23 protein-coding genes are annotated in these 16,231 nt (G+C 75.5%); 6 read left to right on the forward strand and 17 right to left on the reverse strand.

Translation table 11 applies throughout. The annotated features are described in order from the left end of the window. Positions 1-79: 79 nt before the first annotated feature. From ftsX to ACFO3M_RS02905, 4 genes are all read right to left on the reverse strand, one after another. Positions 80-964: a permease-like cell division protein FtsX gene (gene ftsX, locus ACFO3M_RS02890; RefSeq protein WP_387986101.1), complete on the reverse strand. Its 885-nt coding sequence runs from the start codon at positions 962-964 to the stop codon at positions 80-82. 45 nt (positions 965-1,009) lie between these two features. Beyond that, a complete protein-coding gene (ftsE, locus tag ACFO3M_RS02895; protein ID WP_387986103.1) occupies positions 1,010-1,699 on the reverse strand; it encodes a cell division ATP-binding protein FtsE in 690 nt (229 codons plus the stop codon). Between the two features lie 137 nt (positions 1,700-1,836). Further along, the gene (gene prfB, locus ACFO3M_RS02900; protein ID WP_387986106.1) at positions 1,837-2,949 is read right to left on the reverse strand and encodes a peptide chain release factor 2; all 1,113 of its coding nucleotides are present in this window, start codon (positions 2,947-2,949) and stop codon (positions 1,837-1,839) included. Positions 2,950-2,997: 48 nt separating this feature from the next. Next, positions 2,998-3,417, reverse strand: coding sequence for a hypothetical protein (locus ACFO3M_RS02905; RefSeq protein ID WP_387986107.1), 420 nt, complete (start codon positions 3,415-3,417; stop codon positions 2,998-3,000). Between the two features lie 60 nt (positions 3,418-3,477). Between ACFO3M_RS02905 and ACFO3M_RS02910 the strand changes: the two genes are divergently transcribed. Further along, a complete protein-coding gene (locus ACFO3M_RS02910; RefSeq protein ID WP_387986109.1) occupies positions 3,478-3,765 on the forward strand; it encodes a DUF6343 family protein in 288 nt (95 codons plus the stop codon). Positions 3,766-3,834: 69 nt separating this feature from the next. Next, entirely contained in the window at positions 3,835-4,734 is a 900-nt protein-coding gene (locus ACFO3M_RS02915) for an NADP-dependent oxidoreductase (RefSeq protein ID WP_387986112.1), read from the forward strand. 24 nt (positions 4,735-4,758) lie between these two features. Here the strand turns inward: ACFO3M_RS02915 and cutA are convergent, their stop codons facing one another. Continuing rightward, a complete protein-coding gene (gene cutA, locus ACFO3M_RS02920) occupies positions 4,759-5,088 on the reverse strand; it encodes a divalent-cation tolerance protein CutA (protein WP_387986115.1) in 330 nt (109 codons plus the stop codon). A 43-nt stretch (positions 5,089-5,131) separates the two neighbouring features. Between cutA and ACFO3M_RS02925 the strand changes: the two genes are divergently transcribed. Then, positions 5,132-5,368 carry a hypothetical protein gene (locus ACFO3M_RS02925; RefSeq protein ID WP_387986117.1) on the forward strand — a complete coding sequence of 79 codons (237 nt, stop codon included), beginning with the start codon at positions 5,132-5,134 and terminating at the stop codon, positions 5,366-5,368. Between the two features lie 131 nt (positions 5,369-5,499). On the opposite strand, the gene ACFO3M_RS02930 is transcribed toward ACFO3M_RS02925, so the two are convergent. Continuing rightward, complete coding sequence (locus tag ACFO3M_RS02930) at positions 5,500-7,662, reverse strand: protein kinase domain-containing protein (protein WP_387986119.1); 2,163 nt, start codon at positions 7,660-7,662, stop codon at positions 5,500-5,502. A gap of 318 nt (positions 7,663-7,980) precedes the next feature. On the opposite strand from ACFO3M_RS02930, the gene ACFO3M_RS02935 reads away from it, so the two are divergent. Beyond that, positions 7,981-8,235, forward strand: coding sequence for a hypothetical protein (locus ACFO3M_RS02935; RefSeq protein WP_387986122.1), 255 nt, complete (start codon positions 7,981-7,983; stop codon positions 8,233-8,235). 6 nt (positions 8,236-8,241) lie between these two features. Here ACFO3M_RS02935 and ACFO3M_RS02940 read toward each other — a convergent pair whose 3' ends face one another. Beyond that, positions 8,242-8,721: a MarR family winged helix-turn-helix transcriptional regulator gene (locus tag ACFO3M_RS02940; protein WP_387986124.1), complete on the reverse strand. Its 480-nt coding sequence runs from the start codon at positions 8,719-8,721 to the stop codon at positions 8,242-8,244. 28 nt (positions 8,722-8,749) lie between these two features. Here ACFO3M_RS02940 and ACFO3M_RS02945 point away from each other — a divergent pair, with 28 nt between their 5' ends. Next, positions 8,750-9,169, forward strand: coding sequence for a nuclear transport factor 2 family protein (locus ACFO3M_RS02945; protein ID WP_387986125.1), 420 nt, complete (start codon positions 8,750-8,752; stop codon positions 9,167-9,169). A 5-nt stretch (positions 9,170-9,174) separates the two neighbouring features. Here the strand turns inward: ACFO3M_RS02945 and ACFO3M_RS02950 are convergent, their stop codons facing one another. The 10 genes from ACFO3M_RS02950 to ACFO3M_RS02995 form a co-directional block, all read right to left on the reverse strand. Next, positions 9,175-9,573, reverse strand: a complete 399-nt coding sequence (locus ACFO3M_RS02950; RefSeq protein WP_387986126.1) for a hypothetical protein — start codon at positions 9,571-9,573, stop codon at positions 9,175-9,177. After that, complete coding sequence (locus ACFO3M_RS02955) at positions 9,570-9,785, reverse strand: hypothetical protein (protein ID WP_387986128.1); 216 nt, start codon at positions 9,783-9,785, stop codon at positions 9,570-9,572. Before ACFO3M_RS02955 ends, ACFO3M_RS02950 begins: the two co-directional genes overlap by 4 nt. Before the next feature lie 125 nt (positions 9,786-9,910). Next, on the reverse strand, positions 9,911-10,093 hold the full coding sequence (locus ACFO3M_RS02960) for a hypothetical protein (RefSeq protein ID WP_387986130.1): 183 nt from the start codon (positions 10,091-10,093) through the stop codon (positions 9,911-9,913). A 361-nt stretch (positions 10,094-10,454) separates the two neighbouring features. After that, a complete protein-coding gene (locus tag ACFO3M_RS02965) occupies positions 10,455-10,913 on the reverse strand; it encodes a hypothetical protein (protein WP_387986131.1) in 459 nt (152 codons plus the stop codon). Further along, a complete protein-coding gene (locus ACFO3M_RS02970; protein WP_387986134.1) occupies positions 10,910-11,311 on the reverse strand; it encodes a TadE/TadG family type IV pilus assembly protein in 402 nt (133 codons plus the stop codon). Before ACFO3M_RS02970 ends, ACFO3M_RS02965 begins: the two co-directional genes overlap by 4 nt. Then, positions 11,301-11,519, reverse strand: a complete 219-nt coding sequence (locus ACFO3M_RS02975) for a hypothetical protein (RefSeq protein WP_387986135.1) — start codon at positions 11,517-11,519, stop codon at positions 11,301-11,303. Before ACFO3M_RS02975 ends, ACFO3M_RS02970 begins: the two co-directional genes overlap by 11 nt. A gap of 30 nt (positions 11,520-11,549) precedes the next feature. Continuing rightward, a complete protein-coding gene (locus ACFO3M_RS02980) occupies positions 11,550-12,485 on the reverse strand; it encodes a type II secretion system F family protein (protein WP_387986138.1) in 936 nt (311 codons plus the stop codon). Between the two features lie 70 nt (positions 12,486-12,555). Further along, entirely contained in the window at positions 12,556-13,419 is an 864-nt protein-coding gene (locus ACFO3M_RS02985) for a type II secretion system F family protein (RefSeq protein ID WP_387986141.1), read from the reverse strand. Beyond that, the gene (locus tag ACFO3M_RS02990) at positions 13,410-14,654 is read right to left on the reverse strand and encodes a CpaF family protein (protein ID WP_387986143.1); all 1,245 of its coding nucleotides are present in this window, start codon (positions 14,652-14,654) and stop codon (positions 13,410-13,412) included. Before ACFO3M_RS02990 ends, ACFO3M_RS02985 begins: the two co-directional genes overlap by 10 nt. Before the next feature lie 240 nt (positions 14,655-14,894). Then, positions 14,895-15,164, reverse strand: coding sequence for a hypothetical protein (locus ACFO3M_RS02995; RefSeq protein ID WP_387986145.1), 270 nt, complete (start codon positions 15,162-15,164; stop codon positions 14,895-14,897). A 354-nt stretch (positions 15,165-15,518) separates the two neighbouring features. Between ACFO3M_RS02995 and ACFO3M_RS03000 the strand changes: the two genes are divergently transcribed. Further along, on the forward strand, positions 15,519-16,220 hold the full coding sequence (locus tag ACFO3M_RS03000) for a DUF4230 domain-containing protein (protein WP_387986147.1): 702 nt from the start codon (positions 15,519-15,521) through the stop codon (positions 16,218-16,220). The last annotated feature ends 11 nt before the right edge of the window (positions 16,221-16,231 follow it).

Below are 16,231 nucleotides of genomic sequence, written 5' to 3' on the forward strand. Positions count from 1 at the left end.
TCCCGCCGGGTCCGGCGGTGAGGCTGTGCGCGACCGGGGAGGGCACGTGGTCACGCCGTCGGCCGGTGGGCCGACGGCGTCACAGCCGGACGTACAGGCGCAGCGTCACGTAGGCGGCGACCGCGGCCAGGCCGACTCCGGCGGCGGCGATGACCGGGCTGATCGTGGCGATCGCGCCCCAGTCGACCGGCGGGATGATCCCGGCCTTGATCGGGCCGGCCAGCGTCTTGTCGACGAACAGCACCTTGGTCAGCACCAGGCCGCCGACGGCGAGCAGCGCACCGATGAGCCCGGCGAGCGCCGCCTCGAGGATGAACGGCAGCTGGGTGTACCAGCGGGAGGCGCCGACCAGCCGCATGATGTTCGTCTCGTTGCGGCGGTTGAACGCGGCCAGCTGGATCGTGTTGGAGATCAGCAGCAACGCCGCGAGGGCCTGCACCACCGCGACGGCGATCGTCGCGTTGCGGGCGCCGTTGAGCAGGCTGAAGAGGCGGTCGAGGAAGTCGCCCTCGTCGCGCACCTGGTCGACGCCGTTCTGCCCGTTCGGGAACTCCGCGGCGATGACCTCGTAGCGCTCGGGGTTGACCAGCTCCACCCGGAAGCTCTCCGGCAGCGCGTCCGGCGGGGTGTTCTCGACCAGCTCGGGCTGCTGGGAGAACTGCTGCCGGAAGCGCTCGTAGGCCTCCTCCTTGGACTCGTAGATGAAGCTCTGCACCTCCGACGAGTCCGACAGCTGCTGCTCGATCGCGCTGCGCTGCTCGTCGGTGACGCCGTCGGCCAGGAAGATGGAGACCTGCACCTTGTCGTAGTAGATCTCCTTCATGTCGGAGATCATCCCGGCGATGAGCAGGCCGGTGCCCATGAGACCGAGCGAGATGGCCGTGGTCAGGATCATCGCGACCGTCATGGTCAGGTTGCGACGCAGCCCGGTGGCCACCTCGGAGAGGACGAAGTTGACGCGCATGGGTTCCCTGTCGTGAGGTGCAGGTCGTAGCGGGGCGGAGGACCGTCAGCGGCCGACGCCGTAGACGCCGCGCGACTGGTCGCGGGTGATCACGCCCCCGTTGAGCTCGATGACGCGGCGGCGCATGGAGTCCACGATGTGGTAGTCGTGCGTCGCCATGATCACGGTGGTGCCGGTGCGGTTGATCCGCTCCAGCAGCAGCATGATCCCCTCGCTGGTCTCCGGGTCGAGGTTGCCGGTGGGCTCGTCGGCGAGCAGCACCAGCGGCCGGTTGACGAACGCGCGGGCGATCGCGACCCGCTGCTGCTCACCACCGGAGAGCTCGTGCGGCAGCCGGTTGGCCTTGCCGTCGAGGCCGACCATCTCCAGCACCTCGGGCACGACCCGCTTGATCGTGCGGTGCGGCTTGTTGATGACCTCGAGGGCGAAGGCCACGTTCTCGGCCACGGTGCGGTTGCGCAGCAGCCGGAAGTCCTGGAAGACGCAGCCCATGGTGCGGCGGAGCTTGGGCACCTGCCACTTGCTCATGCCGTTGAGGGTCTTGCCGTTGACGGTGACCGTGCCGCGGGTGGGGTCGTCCTCCTTGAGCAGCAGCCGGAGGAACGTCGACTTGCCGGAGCCGGACGAGCCGATGAGGAACACGAACTCGCCCTTGTCGATCTCCGTCGACACGTCATCGAGGGCCGGCCGGGAGCTGGCCGGGTAGAGCTTGGTGACGTGTTGCAATTCGATCACGAGGCGCCACGGTACCTGCCCGGCGACCCACCATGGTCGGTTCGCGCGGAGACGCACCGGGAGCACTTTCCCGGCCTGTGGGCCTACCCAGCGGGATCGCCCGGCGAACCGCGCCGCGGTGTGACCGACCCGACGTCTCAGTTCGCGGCGACGGCCTCCTGCTGACGGCGCCACCGGATGCCGGCCTCGATGAACGAGTCGATGTCGCCGTCGAGGACCGCCGAGGTGTTGCCGGTCTCCTGCTCGGTCCGCAGGTCCTTGACCATCTGGTACGGGTGCAGCACGTAGGAGCGCATCTGGTTGCCCCAGCTGGAGCCCTCGCCCTTGAGCGCGTCCATGGCGGCGCGCTGCTCCTCCTGCCGCTTGGCCAGCAGCCGCGCCTGGAGCACGCGCATCGCCGCGGCCCGGTTCTGGATCTGCGACTTCTCGTTCTGGCAGGACACCACGATGCCGGTGGGCAGGTGGGTGATCCGGACGGCGGAGTCGGTGGTGTTCACGCTCTGCCCGCCGGGGCCCGACGACCGGAAGACGTCGATGCGGATCTCGTTCTCCGGGATCTCGACGTGGTCGGTCTGCTCGACGACCGGCAGCACCTCGACGCCGGCGAACGACGTCTGGCGGCGGCCCTGGTTGTCGAACGGCGAGATCCGCACCAGCCGGTGGGTGCCCTGCTCCACCGAGAGCGTGCCGTAGGCGTAGGGCTGCTTGACCGCGAAGGTGGCCGACTTGATCCCGGCCTCCTCGGCGTAGGAGGTGTCGTAGACCTCGACCGGGTAGCGGTGCCGCTCCGCCCAGCGCAGGTACATCCGCATGAGCATCTCGGCGAAGTCCGCGGCGTCGACGCCGCCGGCCTCCGAGCGGATGGTCACCAGCGCCTCGCGGGCGTCGTACTCCCCGTTGAGCAGCGTGCGGACCTCGAGCTCGTCGATCTCCTTGCGCAGCGCGGCCAGCTCGCGCTCGGCCTCGGCCGCGGTGGCCTCGTCGGACTCCTCCTCGGCCATCTCGTGCAGCACGCCGACGTCGTCGAGCCGGCGGCGCAGCTCCTCGACCCGGCGCAGGTCGCCCTGCAGGTAGGACAGCCGGGAGGTCAGCGCCTGGGCGGCCTCGACGTCGTTCCAGAGGTCCGGCGCGGCGGCCTGCTCCTCGAGCTCGGCCACCTCGCGGCGGAGCCGGTCGACGTCGAGGACGGACTCGATGCTCGAGAGGGTCGTGTCGAGTTCGTCGAGGACGACGGAGAAGTCTGCGGCCACGTCGATCCAGGGTAGTGCGCCGCCCGTCCGGGAGCGCCGGGCGTGCGGTCAGCCGATCCGCTCGGCCATCCAGCGGGGGACGGCGTCCGGCGGCCGCGGGTGGTCGCGCAGCTCGGCGACCAGCGCCTCCCGCGGCAGCGGCGGGCCGTCGGGCTCGGCGTCGGCGTTGAAGATCGGCAGCAGCCGGCTCGTGGCCCGGTCGAGGGTCATGTCCGTCTGCAGCCAGGTGCCGCGCTCCGGCGTCCACATGACCCGCTTGAGCTCCTCGACGGCGGTCCGGACGGCGGCGGTCGCCGGCACCGGGACCGGCTCGCCGTCGGCGGGCCCGGCGGTGAGCAGGTCGCGCCGGACGTCGCCGACCACCGTGGCGCGGTAGCGGACGCGGGCCGCGTCGGCCGGGACGGCGGCGAGCAGGGCGGCGCCGAGGTCGCGGAGGACGGCGGTCGTGTCGCGGGCGGGCGGGGTCACGCCCGCCATCCTCGCAGCGGCCGCCCGGGTGACCGGGCCGGCACCGGGTACCCCTCCCCCATGAGCGAGCCGCGGCGCCGGCGCACCCGCGAGGAGTACGCGCGGGGCCTCCCCGACCACCACGACCCGACGGCGGGCATCGGCGGCGCGGCGCCGGCGCAGTCGGCGCTCACCCTCCGGCTGGTGCTGGCCGCCTTCGGGCTGGTCGTCTGCACGGTGTTCGGTGTCCTGTGGTGGCGCACCGACCTGCCGACGTGGCCCGCGGTGGTGCTGTTCGTCCTCGCCGCGGTCGCGCTGGTCGACCTGGTGGTCGTCGCCCGGCGCAAGCTCCGCGGCGAGCCGGGCTGACGGCGGGAACGCGCGCGCGGTGACGGCGGTTGCAGCGCGACGTCGACCGCCGAGCGGGAGGAGCGCGGCATGCGCGCCGTCGTGTACGAGGAGTACGGGGAGCCCGAGGTCCTGAACGTCGCCGAGGTGGCGGAGCCGCACGCCGGGCCGGGGCAGGTCCGGGTCGCCGTCCGCGCGGCGAGCGTGAACCCGTTCGACTGGAAGCAGGTCACCGGCCTGGTGGCCCGCGGCGACCGGCCGGCCGGGCCGACCGTGCCCGGCGCGGACGCCGCCGGGGTGGTGGACGAGGTCGGCGAGGGCGTGACCGGGGTGCAGGTCGGCGACGCGGTGTTCGGCCTGGGCCGGCGGACCGCCGCCGAGCACGCCGTCCTCACCGCGTGGGCGCCGAGGCCGCCGGAGGTGTCGTTCGAGGTCGCCGCCGGGTTGGGCGTGGCCGGGGAGACCGCCGTCCGGGTGCTCGACCTGCTCGGGCTGGACGCCGGCCGCACGGTCGTCGTCGACGGCGCGAGCGGCGGGGTCGGCGCGACGACCGTGCAGGTCGCCGTCAGCCGCGGGCTCGGCGTGATCGGGACGTCGTCGCCGGCCAACGCCGACTTCGTCCGCTCGCTCGGCGCGCTGCCGACCGCCTACGGCGAGGGCCTGGCCGACCGCGTGCGCGAGCTCGCCCCCGACGGCGTGGACGGCGCGGTCGACACCGCCGGGCGGGGGTCGGTGCGCGACCTGGTCGCGCTCACCGGCGACCCGGGGAGGGTGGTCACCATCGCCGACTTCGGCGCCGGCGGGCTCGGCGTGCACGTGACGACGTCCAGCGCCGGCGCCGCGCCCCGGCTGGCCGAGGTCGCCGGGCTGGCGCGGCAGGGCCGGCTGCGGCTCCCGGTCGCCGGCAGCTACCCGTTCGAGCGGGCGGCCGAGGCGTACCGGCGCAGCCGCGAGGGCCACGTCCGCGGCAAGCTCGTGCTCGTGCCCTGACCGGGCCCCCGCCCGGGCCCCCGACTAGGGCTCGCGCGTCTCGGCCACCACCCAGCGCAGGTAGTCGGGGCCGCCGCCGACCAGCGGCAGCGCGATGACGCACGGGACGTCGTAGGGGTGCAGCTCGGCGGTGCGGGCGACGATCGCCGGCACCAGCGCGGCGCGGGTGTGCAGCGCGACGCGGGCCTCCGGGTCGTCGTGCACCTCCCCCGCCCACCGGTACACCGACCGGATCGCGGCGAGCTGGTGCCCGCAGGCGGCCAGCCGCTCCTCCACCAGGGTCCGCGTGTAGCCGGCCAGCCAGTCGGCGTCCGGCCCGGTGACCACCACCTCGACGACGTCCACGGCGGTCATCCTCCGGGTGCGTGCGCCGCCCCGCGCCGGGTAGGGGCCGCCCATGAGCGACGACCTGACACTCGAGATCGACGGTGAGACGTACGTGGTGCGGCAGGGCGCCGAGGGGCTGCAGGTGGGCCGCCGCAACGGCGGCGACGTGAGCTGGCTCGACGACGTCGACCCGGCCCTGCTGCCCGAGGACGCCCGCGCGGCGCTCGCCGAGGGCGACACCTCCAACGAGGCGCTGCGCACCGCGCTCGGCGGCATCGTCCAGGCCGAGGTCGAGCGCGGCGGCTGACCTCCGCCCGGGACGGCCGCCCGGTCCCCCCGGCGGCCGTCCCGGTCAGCGGTACGCGTACGGCGCGAGCGCCCGCGCGACGGGCGCGCGTCCCCGGGGACGTGGGTGCCGCCCGGTGTCCGAGGCGCCGCTCACCCCCAGGGCGCCGCGTAGTACCAGGCGGCGTCCAGGTCGGCGACCGTGTGGCCGGCCCACTCGATGTGGATCTCCATCAGCCGGCGCTCGGGCTCGACGGGACCCCACGCCTCCCAGGCCGGGTCGACGCCGGGTGGGCTCTGCCGGTACCACCCGCCCTCCGCCGTGGTGGTGAGCGCCGGGTCGGCGAGCCCGTCGAGCTCGGCGATCCGCGCGTCCAGCGCCGCCTGGTCGGGGTACTGGACGAACGTGGCGTAGATGCCCGAGGGGAGCGTGCAGACGATCACCGCGACCGCTTGCACCGTGCTGCGCGGCTCCGAGAGGTCGCACGTGGCGTCCCCCCAGCCCCCGGGACCGGGCGCGGGTGGCACCAGGGCGTTGAACGCGGCTGCCAGGTCCGCGGCCGCCAGCCAGGGGCTGACCTCGAGGGGGACGGTGGCGCTGGACGACGGGGCGTCGCCGGAGTCGTCGACGGCCACGACCGTGTAGTCGTGGCGCCCCGGCGGCGGGTCCTCGTCCAGGAAGGTCGTGCCCGCGGCCTGCGCGTCGAGCACCTCGTCGTCGCGGCGGACCTCGTAGTGGCCGGCGTTGTCGACCGGCGTCCACGACAGCTCCACGCCCGAGATCAGCACCTCGGCGGACAGGTCGCCGACGGGGTGCAGCGCGCTGACCACCGGTGCCGCCGTCGTCAGGTCGGAGCGTTCGCCGTCGTCGGCGACGGCGGCCACCGAGTACTCGGCGCGGACGCCGCTGCCCACGTCGGTGTCGAGGTACGACGTCCCGTCGGACCGGCCGAGCGGGACGCCGTCGCGGTGCACCTCGTAGCCGGCGGCACCCTCGACCTGCTGCCAGCGGAGCTCGACGCCGCCGGCCCGGACGTCGGCCGTCACGGAGGCCGGGCGGTCCAGCGCCCACGGACGCCAGAGCACGACGCCGACCGCCGCCGCGGCGAGCAGCAGCACGACGGCGGCCGCCACCGGCCACAGCCACCGGCGGCGCGGCCGGGAACGGGACCCGCCGGCGGGCGGCGGGAGGGGAGGCGGGCCCTGCGGGCCGGTCGGCGGCGGGCCCTGGGGACCGGTCGACGGGCCGGCGCCGTACGGCCCGCTCGGGAGGCCGGTGTCGTACGGCCCGCTCGGGGGGCCGGTGTCGTACGGCCCGGCCGGCGCGCTCCGCGGGCCCGGGACCCCGGCGACGGTGGGCGCCGTCCACGCCGGGACCCCGGCCTGCCCCGGGCGCGGCGGGACCGGTCCCGGCCCGGGCGGTGGCGGTCCCGGGTACGCCGCGACCGGTGCGCGGCCCGAGGACACGGTCGTGGGCGCCGGGGCGAACACGTCCCGGACGGCGGCGGCGAGGGCGGCGCAGGACGCGGGGCGGTCGTCCGGGTCGGGCGCCAGGGCCCGCCGCAGCACGTCCCGCAGCGCCGGCCGGCCGGGCGGGAGGGCGTCCCACGCCTCCGGCCGCGGCCCGGCGAGGACCGCGCCCATGACGGCCAGCGAGGACTGCTGGTCGAACAGCCGCCGCCCGGTGAGGAGCTCGTAGGCGACACAACCGAGGGCGTAGACGTCGACCGCGCCGGTGATCGGGCGGTCGAGCAGCTGCTCGGGCGCGGCGTACGGGAGGCTGGCCAGCAGGGCGCCGGTGTCGGTCAGCGGGCGGGAGGAACTGCTGTCGCGGGCGATGCCGAAGTCGGTGAGGATCGCCCGCTCCCCGCCGGTGCCGCCCCGGGCCAGCAGGATGTTGGCGGGCTTGACGTCCCGGTGCACCAGCCCCATCTCGTGGGCGTGGTCCAGGCCGCTGCCCACGGCCTCGAGGACCCGGACCACGCGTTGCGGCGCCAGCGGGCCCTCCTGCCGCAGCACCGCGTCGAGGTCGGGGCCGTCGACGAACTGCATGGTCAGCCACAGCCGGCCCTCGTCGCAGCCGCGGTCGTGGACCCGCACGAGCGCCGGGTGGTCGAGCCGGCAGGCCAGCTCGGCCTCGCGCTCGAAGCGCGCGGCGAAGGACGGGTCGGCGGAGAGGTGGGCGTGGATGACCTTCATGGCGTCCTGCCGCGGCAGCCGCGGGTGCTGCACGAGCAGGACCGACCCCATGCCGCCCGACCCGAGCGGCCGGATGACGCGGTACCCCGCGAAGACGTCCCCTGGCGCGAGTTCCATCCCCGCCCCCCGTCGCCCCGCCCCGGTCCCCGCCGTCCGCCTCGGAGGCGACCCGAGGAGGCGGACCGTAGGCCCGCCCGCCGCCCCGGCCGGGACCCGTTCCCGCCGGCTCCGCGCGGCCGGCGCGGGGCCCGTGCGTGGCGTGACCCTCGCGGCCGCCTCGAGGGCGCTCCGTCACCGGCGCGGAGCGACGACGCCCCCGCCGGGAGCCCCGGTCCGGCAGGGCCCTTCGACCCTCCGCGGCGTCGCGCGGCGGTCCTAGCGTCGGCCCCGGACGCCGATCACGCGGCGCCCGAGGCGCCACCCCGGGGAGTCGCCATGACCACCTCCACCGAACGGCCGCCCACCGCGGTCGAGCAGCCCGCCGCCGCCGGACCGCCCGCCGCGGCCGAGCAGTCCCAGCGGCCCGCCGACGACGCGGCCACCCCGCTCACCCCGGAGAAGCGCGGCATCGAGGAACGCGGCTGGCTGCTGTTCGCGATCGTGGTCACCTTCATCGTGCTCGCCTTCGCCGGGATGATCGTGCTCACCGCGCTGGGTGGCGGCACGACCTACGTGCCCTGGAACGGCTGACCGCCCTCACCCCGACAGCGCGCCGTCGGGCGGCCGCACCGCCCGCCGGCGCACCTGCTCGCCCAGGCCGAGGACGTCGAGCGCGTCGAGCAGCACGTCCCGGCACGCCTCGAACCGCTCGTCGCCGACCGCGGCGCGCACCCGCGCGTCGACGTCGGCGCGGGTCTCGCGGGCCACCCGGACCACCCGCCGCCCGGCCTGCGTGAGCGCCACCGGGCGCCGCCGCCGGTCGTCGGCGTCGCCGGCCGGACCGACGTAGCCGAGGGCGGCCAGCTCCCCGAGCGCCTTCGACACCGCCTGCTGGCTGACGCCGAGTTCGACGGCGATCTCCGTCGCGGTGGCCGGCCCGGCCAGCAGGCGCTGCACGAGGTAGCCGTGCCCGCGGCGCAGCCCGGTGCCGGCGAGCGCCTGCAGGACGGTGTCGTCGACGGCCGTGCCGAGCAGGGAGAAGACGGAGGCGAGGTCGAGCTCCGGAGGCCTGGACACACAACCATGGTTGTGCAACTTTGCGTCCATGACAACCACGACACCGGACACGGACGTCGCCACGGTCGTCCGCCGCTACTACGCCACCGTCGCCGACCTCGCCGCGAGCGAGGACGACCTGCGCCCGCTGCTCGACGCGCGGCTGCGGGTGGTGGAGCACCCGAACGCCGTGACGCCGCGCGGCGCCACCCGCGACCTCGCGGGGACGCTCGCCGGGTTCCGCGCCGGGAAGGCACTGCTGGGCGAGCAGTCGTTCGAGGTCCACGAGGTGCTCACCTCCGGCGACCGCGCCGCCGTCCGGGCCACCTGGCGCGGCACCGTCGGCGTCGACGCCGGCCCCTACCGCGCCGGCCAGGAGCTCCTCGCGCACGTCGCCGCGCTGCTCACCGTCCGGGACGGCCGCGTCGTCCACCACGAGACCTTCGACTGCTACGAGCCCCTGCCCTAGGCCGGTCAGTCCATCTGCCAGCCGATCAGCGCCTGGGACGTCGGTCCGAGGAACCACGCCAGGACGAGGACGCACGCCACGGCGACGGCGGCGTACGCGAGCGCCGTGCGCGGTGCCGGGCGGAGCGTCCGCCCGACGCTGAAGCCGCACGCCACCAGCACGAACACCAGCGTCAGCGGCGCGAGGGCGATGGACAGCACCGCGGCCAGGCGGAGCCACCCGCCGAGGTGGGGGATCGTCGCCGGCCACAGGTCCTTCGGGTCGTGGGATCCGGAGGCCAGCTCGGCGAGCGGCAGGTGGTGCAGGCCGTTGGCGACGTACGGGGCGACGACGCCGAGCACGTAGAGGAGGACGGCGCCGAGGGCGACGGCGCCCAGGCGGACGGCGCCGCGCGTCGTGGTCACCGCTCCTCGCCCTCCGCGCTCGTGCGGCGTGACGGGTCGATCCTGAGCTCGCCGTCGAGGATCCGCAGCTGTCCCTCCGTCAACGGCTCCTGGTCTCGGTCGGCCTCTCGGTACACCGTGTGCTTCTCGGTCAACTCGTCCAGCACGCGGCGCTCCTCGCGGGCGTCGGCCGTGTCCTGACGGTCCCGATCCGTGAACCGGACGATCGCCACGGGTCCCCCTCGGCCGGACGGCAGTCCCTGCGCACGAGTAGACACCCGACGGCGAGCCGGAGCCGGACGTCCCGGGCTGCGGGGCCCGCGCCGCCCTCGTCGGGCGAGGCGCCCCTCGCGGCGGGTCACTGCTGGGCCGCGAACCGCTCCTCGAGCAGACGGTTCACGCAGGCCTCCGCCTCGTCGACGGCGCGGGCGTTCTCCCCGCTGGGGCACCGGTCCCACGAGGTGCGGGCGACGCCGAGCGCGATGTAGGCGACCGAGATGTCGTAGTCGAGTTGGTCGATGCTGGTGATGGACGGGCTCATCACGACCTCCGCGATCCGTGCCTGTGAGCTGCACGTTAGGCCGCGGGTGTGACGGTTCCGTTGCCCCGAGGACGCCGGCGGATGCCGATCCGTCCCGTCCGGCACCTCCTCCTCACCGGCGTCGCCACCGACCCACCGGAGGACGACGGACGGCGGTCCCGTGACCGACCCCCCTCACGCGCGAGCGGGCCGATCCACTGGCACCCCGAGCGCGGGGAGTCGTCGGGGAGCGTGCCGGCGGGTCACGAGGAGGTGCGGGACCGCGCAGCACACCGGCCACGCCGACGTCCTGCGGGAGTCGATCGACGGCCGGAAGGCGATCGGCTGACCTGCCCTCCGTCGGGACGACCGGGGCCGGTCCTCAGCGGTCGACGTAGCGGTCGGTCTCGACGACGAACCGGCCGGTGGCGGTGTTGGCGTCGACGAACTCCGGCAGCAGCGGGATTCGCACGGTCACCGTGGCGCAGACGGAGAACTCCTCCCCCGGCGCGAGGGTGGGCGCGTACGCCGCCGCCCCGCACTCGGCGCCCGCGGGGGCGAAGGACAGCCGCACGTCGGTGGCGTCGACCGACTGGTCGGCCACCGCCAGCTGCGCCGCCCGCTCCGCCCGCGCCAGCCCGGTGCCGACATCGGGAGCGGTGGCCAGCGCGCGGCCGGCCTCCCGCGCGGCGGCGGTCGCGGCGAACACCCCGCGCTGCACGGCGGAGAACCCGGCGACGACGTAGACCAGCGGCACGAAGACCACCAGCGCGACGAAGACGAACTCCACGACCGCCGACCCGCGCTCCCCCGACCCCAGCCGGGCGCGCAGCCACCTCACGCGGCCTCCTCCACCGCGCGGCCGGTGACGTCCAGCGGCAGCAGGTCGCCGAGACCGGCCAGCAGCGTCGGCACCGCGCCGCTGCAGCGCACGCTCACCAGCGCCAGCCCGGTGTCGTCGACCTCCTCGGCGGCGGTGCACACCAGCCCCTCGGCGGTGCCGGCCGTCGTCGCCCGCGCCACCGCCTCCAGCGCCCGGCCGGTCGCCGCGTCGGCGGGCACGTCGGCGTTGGCCGCGTACCGGGCGCCCTCCTGCGCGCTCGCCGTCACCACGTTGCGGACGTGCACGTAGACGGCGACCTGCAGCACCGCCAGCAGCAGCACGACGACGAGCACCGACACCAGCACGAAGTCGACGACGGCGCTGCCCCGCTCCCCGTCGACCGGTTCAGCCGCCATTCGTGACGGAGGCCAGTGCGTTCTGCACCGCCGACACGATCGCCTCGCGGAACGGCACGAGGATGGCCAGCACGAGGGCCGCCGTCATCACGGTGATCATCACCCAGCCGGGGACGTCGCCCCGCTCGGGATCCTCGTCCCGCAACCGCGCGGCAGCCGCCCTGCTCAGGGCCGTGGTCAGGGTGAGCAGCCAGGTCAGCGCCCGCATCCGTCGTCCTCCTCCGTTGTGCACCGGCGCTCACCGCGCCAGCGAGACGATGCTGATCAGCCCCGGGAACAGGGCGAACAGGACGGTGACCGGAAGCACCAGGAAGACGACCGGCACCATCATGGCGATCTCCTTGCGGCCGCCGGCCTCGAGCAGCCGGCGCTTGCCGGCCTCGCGGACGTCGGCCGCCTGCGCGCGCAACACCTCGGCGAGCGGGGTGCCGCGCTCGATGGCCACCAGCAGGCCGTCGACGAAGCGGGCGAGCGCGTCCACCGAGGTCCGGTCGGCCACCTGCTGCAGCGCCGCCGTCAGCGGGACGCCGGTCCGCGCCCGCCCGAGCGCGCCGCCGAGCTCGCGGGCCAGCTCGCCGCCCGAGAGCCGGGTGACCCGGGCGATCGCCGCGGCGGGCCCCTCCCCCGCCGTCACGGCCAGCGCGAGCAGCTCGGCGACGACGGGGAACTCCGCGAGCAGCAGGTCCTCGCGGCGGCGCACCTGCTGGGTCAGCCACCAGTCGCGCCCGAGCACCCCGCCGAGCAGGCCGGCCAGGCACAGCAGCGCCACCGACAGCACGTTGACGCTGCCGGCCAGCAGCGCACCGAGTGCCGCGAGCAGCGCCGCACCGAGCAGGCCGAGCCCGCCCCAGACGACCTGCTCGACGCGCAGGTCCTCCACCGTCTGGTCGCTGCCGAGCGCGTCGAGCCGGCGCCGGACGGCGGAGCGCCCCCCGAGCACGCGGTCGACGAAGCGGGCGCCGTCGGTCACGACCGGGCCGAACACGCGGCGCGCGGCGGTGAGCAGGCCCGGCTCGGTCGCCGTCCCGAGCAGTCGCGACGGCGGCGGGGTGTCGTGCACGTAGGGCGCCAGGCGGTCGACCAGCCGCACGGAGCGGAACGGCGGCGCGAACGTGACGACGAGCAGCAGACCGGCCGCGGCCGCACCGCCCAGCAGCATCCCGAGCAGCGTCACCGCGACACCCCGCCGCTCCGCGGCCCGTTCGCTCCGCTCCTCGCTCGCCGGCGCTCGCCGCGGTGCTCGCTCACTGGAGCACCCGCACGTCCTGCGGCAGCCGCCCGATCCGCATCATCAGCCGGTAGGCCACGAGACAGACCACGCCTCCGCCGAGGAGCAGCGCGGTGCCCAGCGGTGAGTCGTAGGCGGCCAGTGTCGTCGACTGGGTGGCCAGCAGCAGGAGCACCGCCCACGGCGCGGCGACGGCGAGCCGCGCGGCCTGCACGACCCAGCCCTGCCGCGTCTCCAGCTCGGCGCGGGCGCGGGCGTCCTCGCGGAGGAAGCCGGCCAGTGTGCGCAGGACCCGGCCGAGGTCGCTGCCGCCGACCTCCCGGGCCACCCGCAGCGTCTCGACGATCCGGTCCCCCACCGGGTCGGCGAGGTCGGCCTTGAGCCGGTCGAGGCTCTCGCCGAAGCGGCCGGTGGAGCGGTGGTCGGCGGCGAACCGGGCGAACGGCGGGCGCAGCACCTCCGGCCCGCGCGTGGCCAGCGCGGCCAGCGACTCCGGCAGCGACAGCCCCGCGCGGACGGCTGAGGCGAGGTTGTCGACCACCTCGGGCCACACCTCGCGCAGGTCGGCCCGGCGACGGGCGGCCAGCCGGCGCACCTGCACGGGCGGCAGGGCGGCGGCGAACACGCCGAAGGCGAGGCTGACCGTCACCGTGCCGGTGGTCAGCAGGACGACGACGAGGGCCAGCAGCCCGAGGCCGGCCTGCAGCGCGACCAGCTGCGCCGGGTTGATCCCGGTCAGGCCCGCCTCGGCCAGCAGCCGCGCCCGGCGGCCGGGCCGGCGCGGGACGGCGCGCCGCTGCGGTGCCCGCGGCCCGCTGCGCCAGACGAGCAGCAGGCCGACGCCGAGCAGCAGCCCGAGCAGCGCGCCGGTCAGCTCCACGCCGGCGTCCCGAGGAGCGCGGCCAGGTCGTACCCGGCGGCGGCGAAGCGCTCGGCGTGCGGCGGGAAGCCCTCGGCGCGGACCAGCCGCCCGTCCCGGGTGGTGAAGACGTCGGCCAGCTCGATGACGCCGTCCTCGGCGCGGCCGGGCACCGCCACGACCTCCTGCACCCGGCGCTGGCCGGAGGCCTCGGTGGCCACGTGCACCACCAGGTCGACGCTGGCCGCGACCGTCGGGACGACGAAGGCGTGCCCGATGTTGTCGCCGGCCAGCAGCGGCAGCGTGCACATCTTCACCACGGCCTCGCGGGCGCTGTTGGCGTGCAGCGTGCACATCCCGGGCAACCCGCTGTTCAGCGCGATGAGCAGGTCCAGGCACTCCTCCTGCCGCACCTCGCCGACGACGATCCGCGAGGGCCGCATCCGCAGCGCCTCCTTGACCAGCCGGCGCAGCGGGATCTCCCCGGCGCCCTCGAGGTTGGGCTGGCGGGTCTGCATCGCGACGACGTCGGGCAGCGGCACGCGGAGCTCGAAGACCTCCTCGCAGGTGATCACCCGTTCCCTCGCCGGGATCGCCGCGCACAGGCAGTTGAGCAGGGTGGTCTTGCCGGCCTGGGTGCCGCCGGAGACCAGCACGTTCAGGCCCGCGGCGACGGCGGCCTCGAGGAAGCGGGCGGCCTGCGTCGTCACCGTCCCGGTGGCGACCAGCTCGTCGAGGCCGTGCGCGCGCAGCACGAACTTGCGGATGTTGACCGCCATGTGCCGCCGGGTGATGTCCGGGATGACCACGTGCAGCCGCGAGCCGTCGGGCAGCACCGCGTCGACGAAGGGCTGGCTCATGTCGATGCGCCGCCCGGAGCTGCGCAGCATCCGCTCGACCAGGTCGGCCAGCTCGCCGGCGCCGAGGATCGTCGTCGTCAGCTCGCTGCGGCCGCGGCGGGCGACGAACACCCGGCCCGGCTCGTTGACCCAGATCTCCTCGACCTCGGGGTCGTCCAGGTGCCGCTGCAGGGGACCGAACCCGGCCACCCGGTCGAGCACGTCGCGCACCACCGACTCGGGGTCCCCGATCGGCGGCAGCGCCGAGGTCAGCGACCGCTCGGAGTAGTCGGCGACGACGTCGCGCACCAGCACGCGGACCGGCGCGGGATCGGTGAACGGGTCGAGCCCGCGGCGCCGGATGAGCTCGCGCACCTCGCCGTCGACGACGTCCAGGGCACTCGTCGCAGTCGGCACCGCACCCCCGTCTTCCCTGTCCCGACCCCGTTCGGGACGTCGGGACGATAGGGAGACGGAGGCGTTCCGCGGGAGGGCGATCAGCCGATCTGTGGACAGCGCGTGCGCGGCCGCGGTCGCACGCCACCCGGCCAGGTGACACCCGTCAGGGCTCGTCGGAGCGGCAGGATCGAACCGCCGAGAGGGCGGATGCCCTCCGTCGCCAGACCTCCGGGATGCCGGGCTCCGCCCGGCGGGAACTCAGCGCTTGCGGAAGATCAGGTAACCGATACCGAGGATCACGTCGACGGCGACCCAGAGGAAGACGATCACCATGACGCCGATGCCGGCGCCCACCGCCGTGCCGGCCTGGCAGGCCGTGAGGGCGTCGCCCACCTGGCCGTCGCAGTTGTCGGCGGCGCTGGAGGCGCCCCCGATGATCCAGATGAGGAACAGCGCCTGGATGGCGAGGAAGACCCAGCGGAAGACGTGGCGCTTCTTCTTGACCGGGGCAGGGGCCGTCTGGGACATCGACTCTCTCCGTTCGGGACGTCTCGGTGCGAGACACGCACACCGGGACCGAGGCACGGTCGCCGGTCACCCGCCGTCGTCGGCGAGCGCCGGAACGCTAGGTCGGCAGGTCAGCCGCGCGTGGGATTTCCGGAACGACGCGGTATCGCTGTCCACAGTCGTTCGATCAGGTCCCAGGGACCTCAGCCGTGACGGCCGGCACAGCCGCTCCTGACGGCGGCGCCGCCGAGCGGGTGCGCCGACACAGCGTTCCGGCGCCCCGGGTGCGGCGCGAGCGCACACGCTCGGCGGGAACAGAACCGGCGGGCGGGGTGCTGTACGGCACACCCCCACGACCGCGAGGAGATCGCGCGCATGCCGGTCCTGCTCCAGTCCCGTGTCCCCGCTCCCTCCGCCGCGCCGGTGCGCCGGCGCCGCCGCGGATGGCTCAGGGCGGGCATCGCCGCCGCCGTCGTCGTCCCGGTCGGGGTGGTCGTGGCCGACAGGGTGGGTGACTGGACGCCGCCGTTCGAGCAGGAGACCGTCGACCGCAGCACGAGGCCGCTGCTGCTGGCCATGGCCGACCTCGACGAGTACCACGCCGCAACCGGCACCTTCCAGGTCGTCGTCGACCAGGAGACCGACACCGCCTGGGTGCCGTCGGCGATCAGCGGCGAGCGGGTGCAGTTCCTCGCCACCGGCGACGTCGACGCCTACGTGGACTTCGGCGCCCTCGGGGAGGAGAGCGTCGACCTCTCCCCCGACGGCACGGCGGCCACCATCACCCTCCCCGCCCCGCAGCTGGCCGAGGCGCGGATCGACCCGGACGAGAGCCGGGTGCTCGACCGCGACCGCGGCCTCGTGGAGCGGCTGGGCGACGCGTTCGCCGACGACCCGACCGACGAGAGCGAGCTGTTCGCGCTCGCCGAGCGCCGGCTGGAGTCCGCCGCCGCGGACAGCGACCTGCTCGACCGCGCCGAGGACGGCACCCGCGACATGCTCACCACGCTGGCCCGGTCCCTCGGCGTCGACGACGTCACGGTCACCTTCGAGCCCGCGCCCGGGGCGGCCGGCTGACCTCCCCCGGC

Origin of the sequence: Geodermatophilus arenarius (assembly GCF_042654585.1) — a bacterium.
GTDB classification, from domain to species: Bacteria; Actinomycetota; Actinomycetes; order Mycobacteriales; family Geodermatophilaceae; genus Geodermatophilus; species Geodermatophilus arenarius.

Bases quoted from the DNA above. Each gene is read 5' to 3' on its own strand.
- ACFO3M_RS02970 (WP_387986134.1), bottom strand. From the start codon at position 11,311: ATGGCGGCTGAACCGGTCGACGGGGAGCGGGGCAGCGCCGTCGTCGAC.
- ftsX (WP_387986101.1), bottom strand. From the start codon at position 964: ATGCGCGTCAACTTCGTCCTCTCCGAGGTGGCCACCGGGCTGCGTCGC.
- ACFO3M_RS02995 (WP_387986145.1), bottom strand. From the start codon at position 15,164: ATGTCCCAGACGGCCCCTGCCCCGGTCAAGAAGAAGCGCCACGTCTTC.
- ACFO3M_RS02945 (WP_387986125.1), top strand. From the start codon at position 8,750: ATGACAACCACGACACCGGACACGGACGTCGCCACGGTCGTCCGCCGC.
- ACFO3M_RS02915 (WP_387986112.1), top strand. From the start codon at position 3,835: ATGCGCGCCGTCGTGTACGAGGAGTACGGGGAGCCCGAGGTCCTGAAC.
- ACFO3M_RS02910 (WP_387986109.1), top strand. From the start codon at position 3,478: ATGAGCGAGCCGCGGCGCCGGCGCACCCGCGAGGAGTACGCGCGGGGC.
- ACFO3M_RS03000 (WP_387986147.1), top strand. From the start codon at position 15,519: ATGCCGGTCCTGCTCCAGTCCCGTGTCCCCGCTCCCTCCGCCGCGCCG.
- ACFO3M_RS02935 (WP_387986122.1), top strand. From the start codon at position 7,981: ATGACCACCTCCACCGAACGGCCGCCCACCGCGGTCGAGCAGCCCGCC.
- ACFO3M_RS02960 (WP_387986130.1), bottom strand. From the start codon at position 10,093: ATGAGCCCGTCCATCACCAGCATCGACCAACTCGACTACGACATCTCG.
- cutA (WP_387986115.1), bottom strand. From the start codon at position 5,088: ATGACCGCCGTGGACGTCGTCGAGGTGGTGGTCACCGGGCCGGACGCC.
- ACFO3M_RS02925 (WP_387986117.1), top strand. From the start codon at position 5,132: ATGAGCGACGACCTGACACTCGAGATCGACGGTGAGACGTACGTGGTG.
- ACFO3M_RS02930 (WP_387986119.1), bottom strand. From the start codon at position 7,662: ATGGAACTCGCGCCAGGGGACGTCTTCGCGGGGTACCGCGTCATCCGG.
- ACFO3M_RS02975 (WP_387986135.1), bottom strand. From the start codon at position 11,519: ATGCGGGCGCTGACCTGGCTGCTCACCCTGACCACGGCCCTGAGCAGG.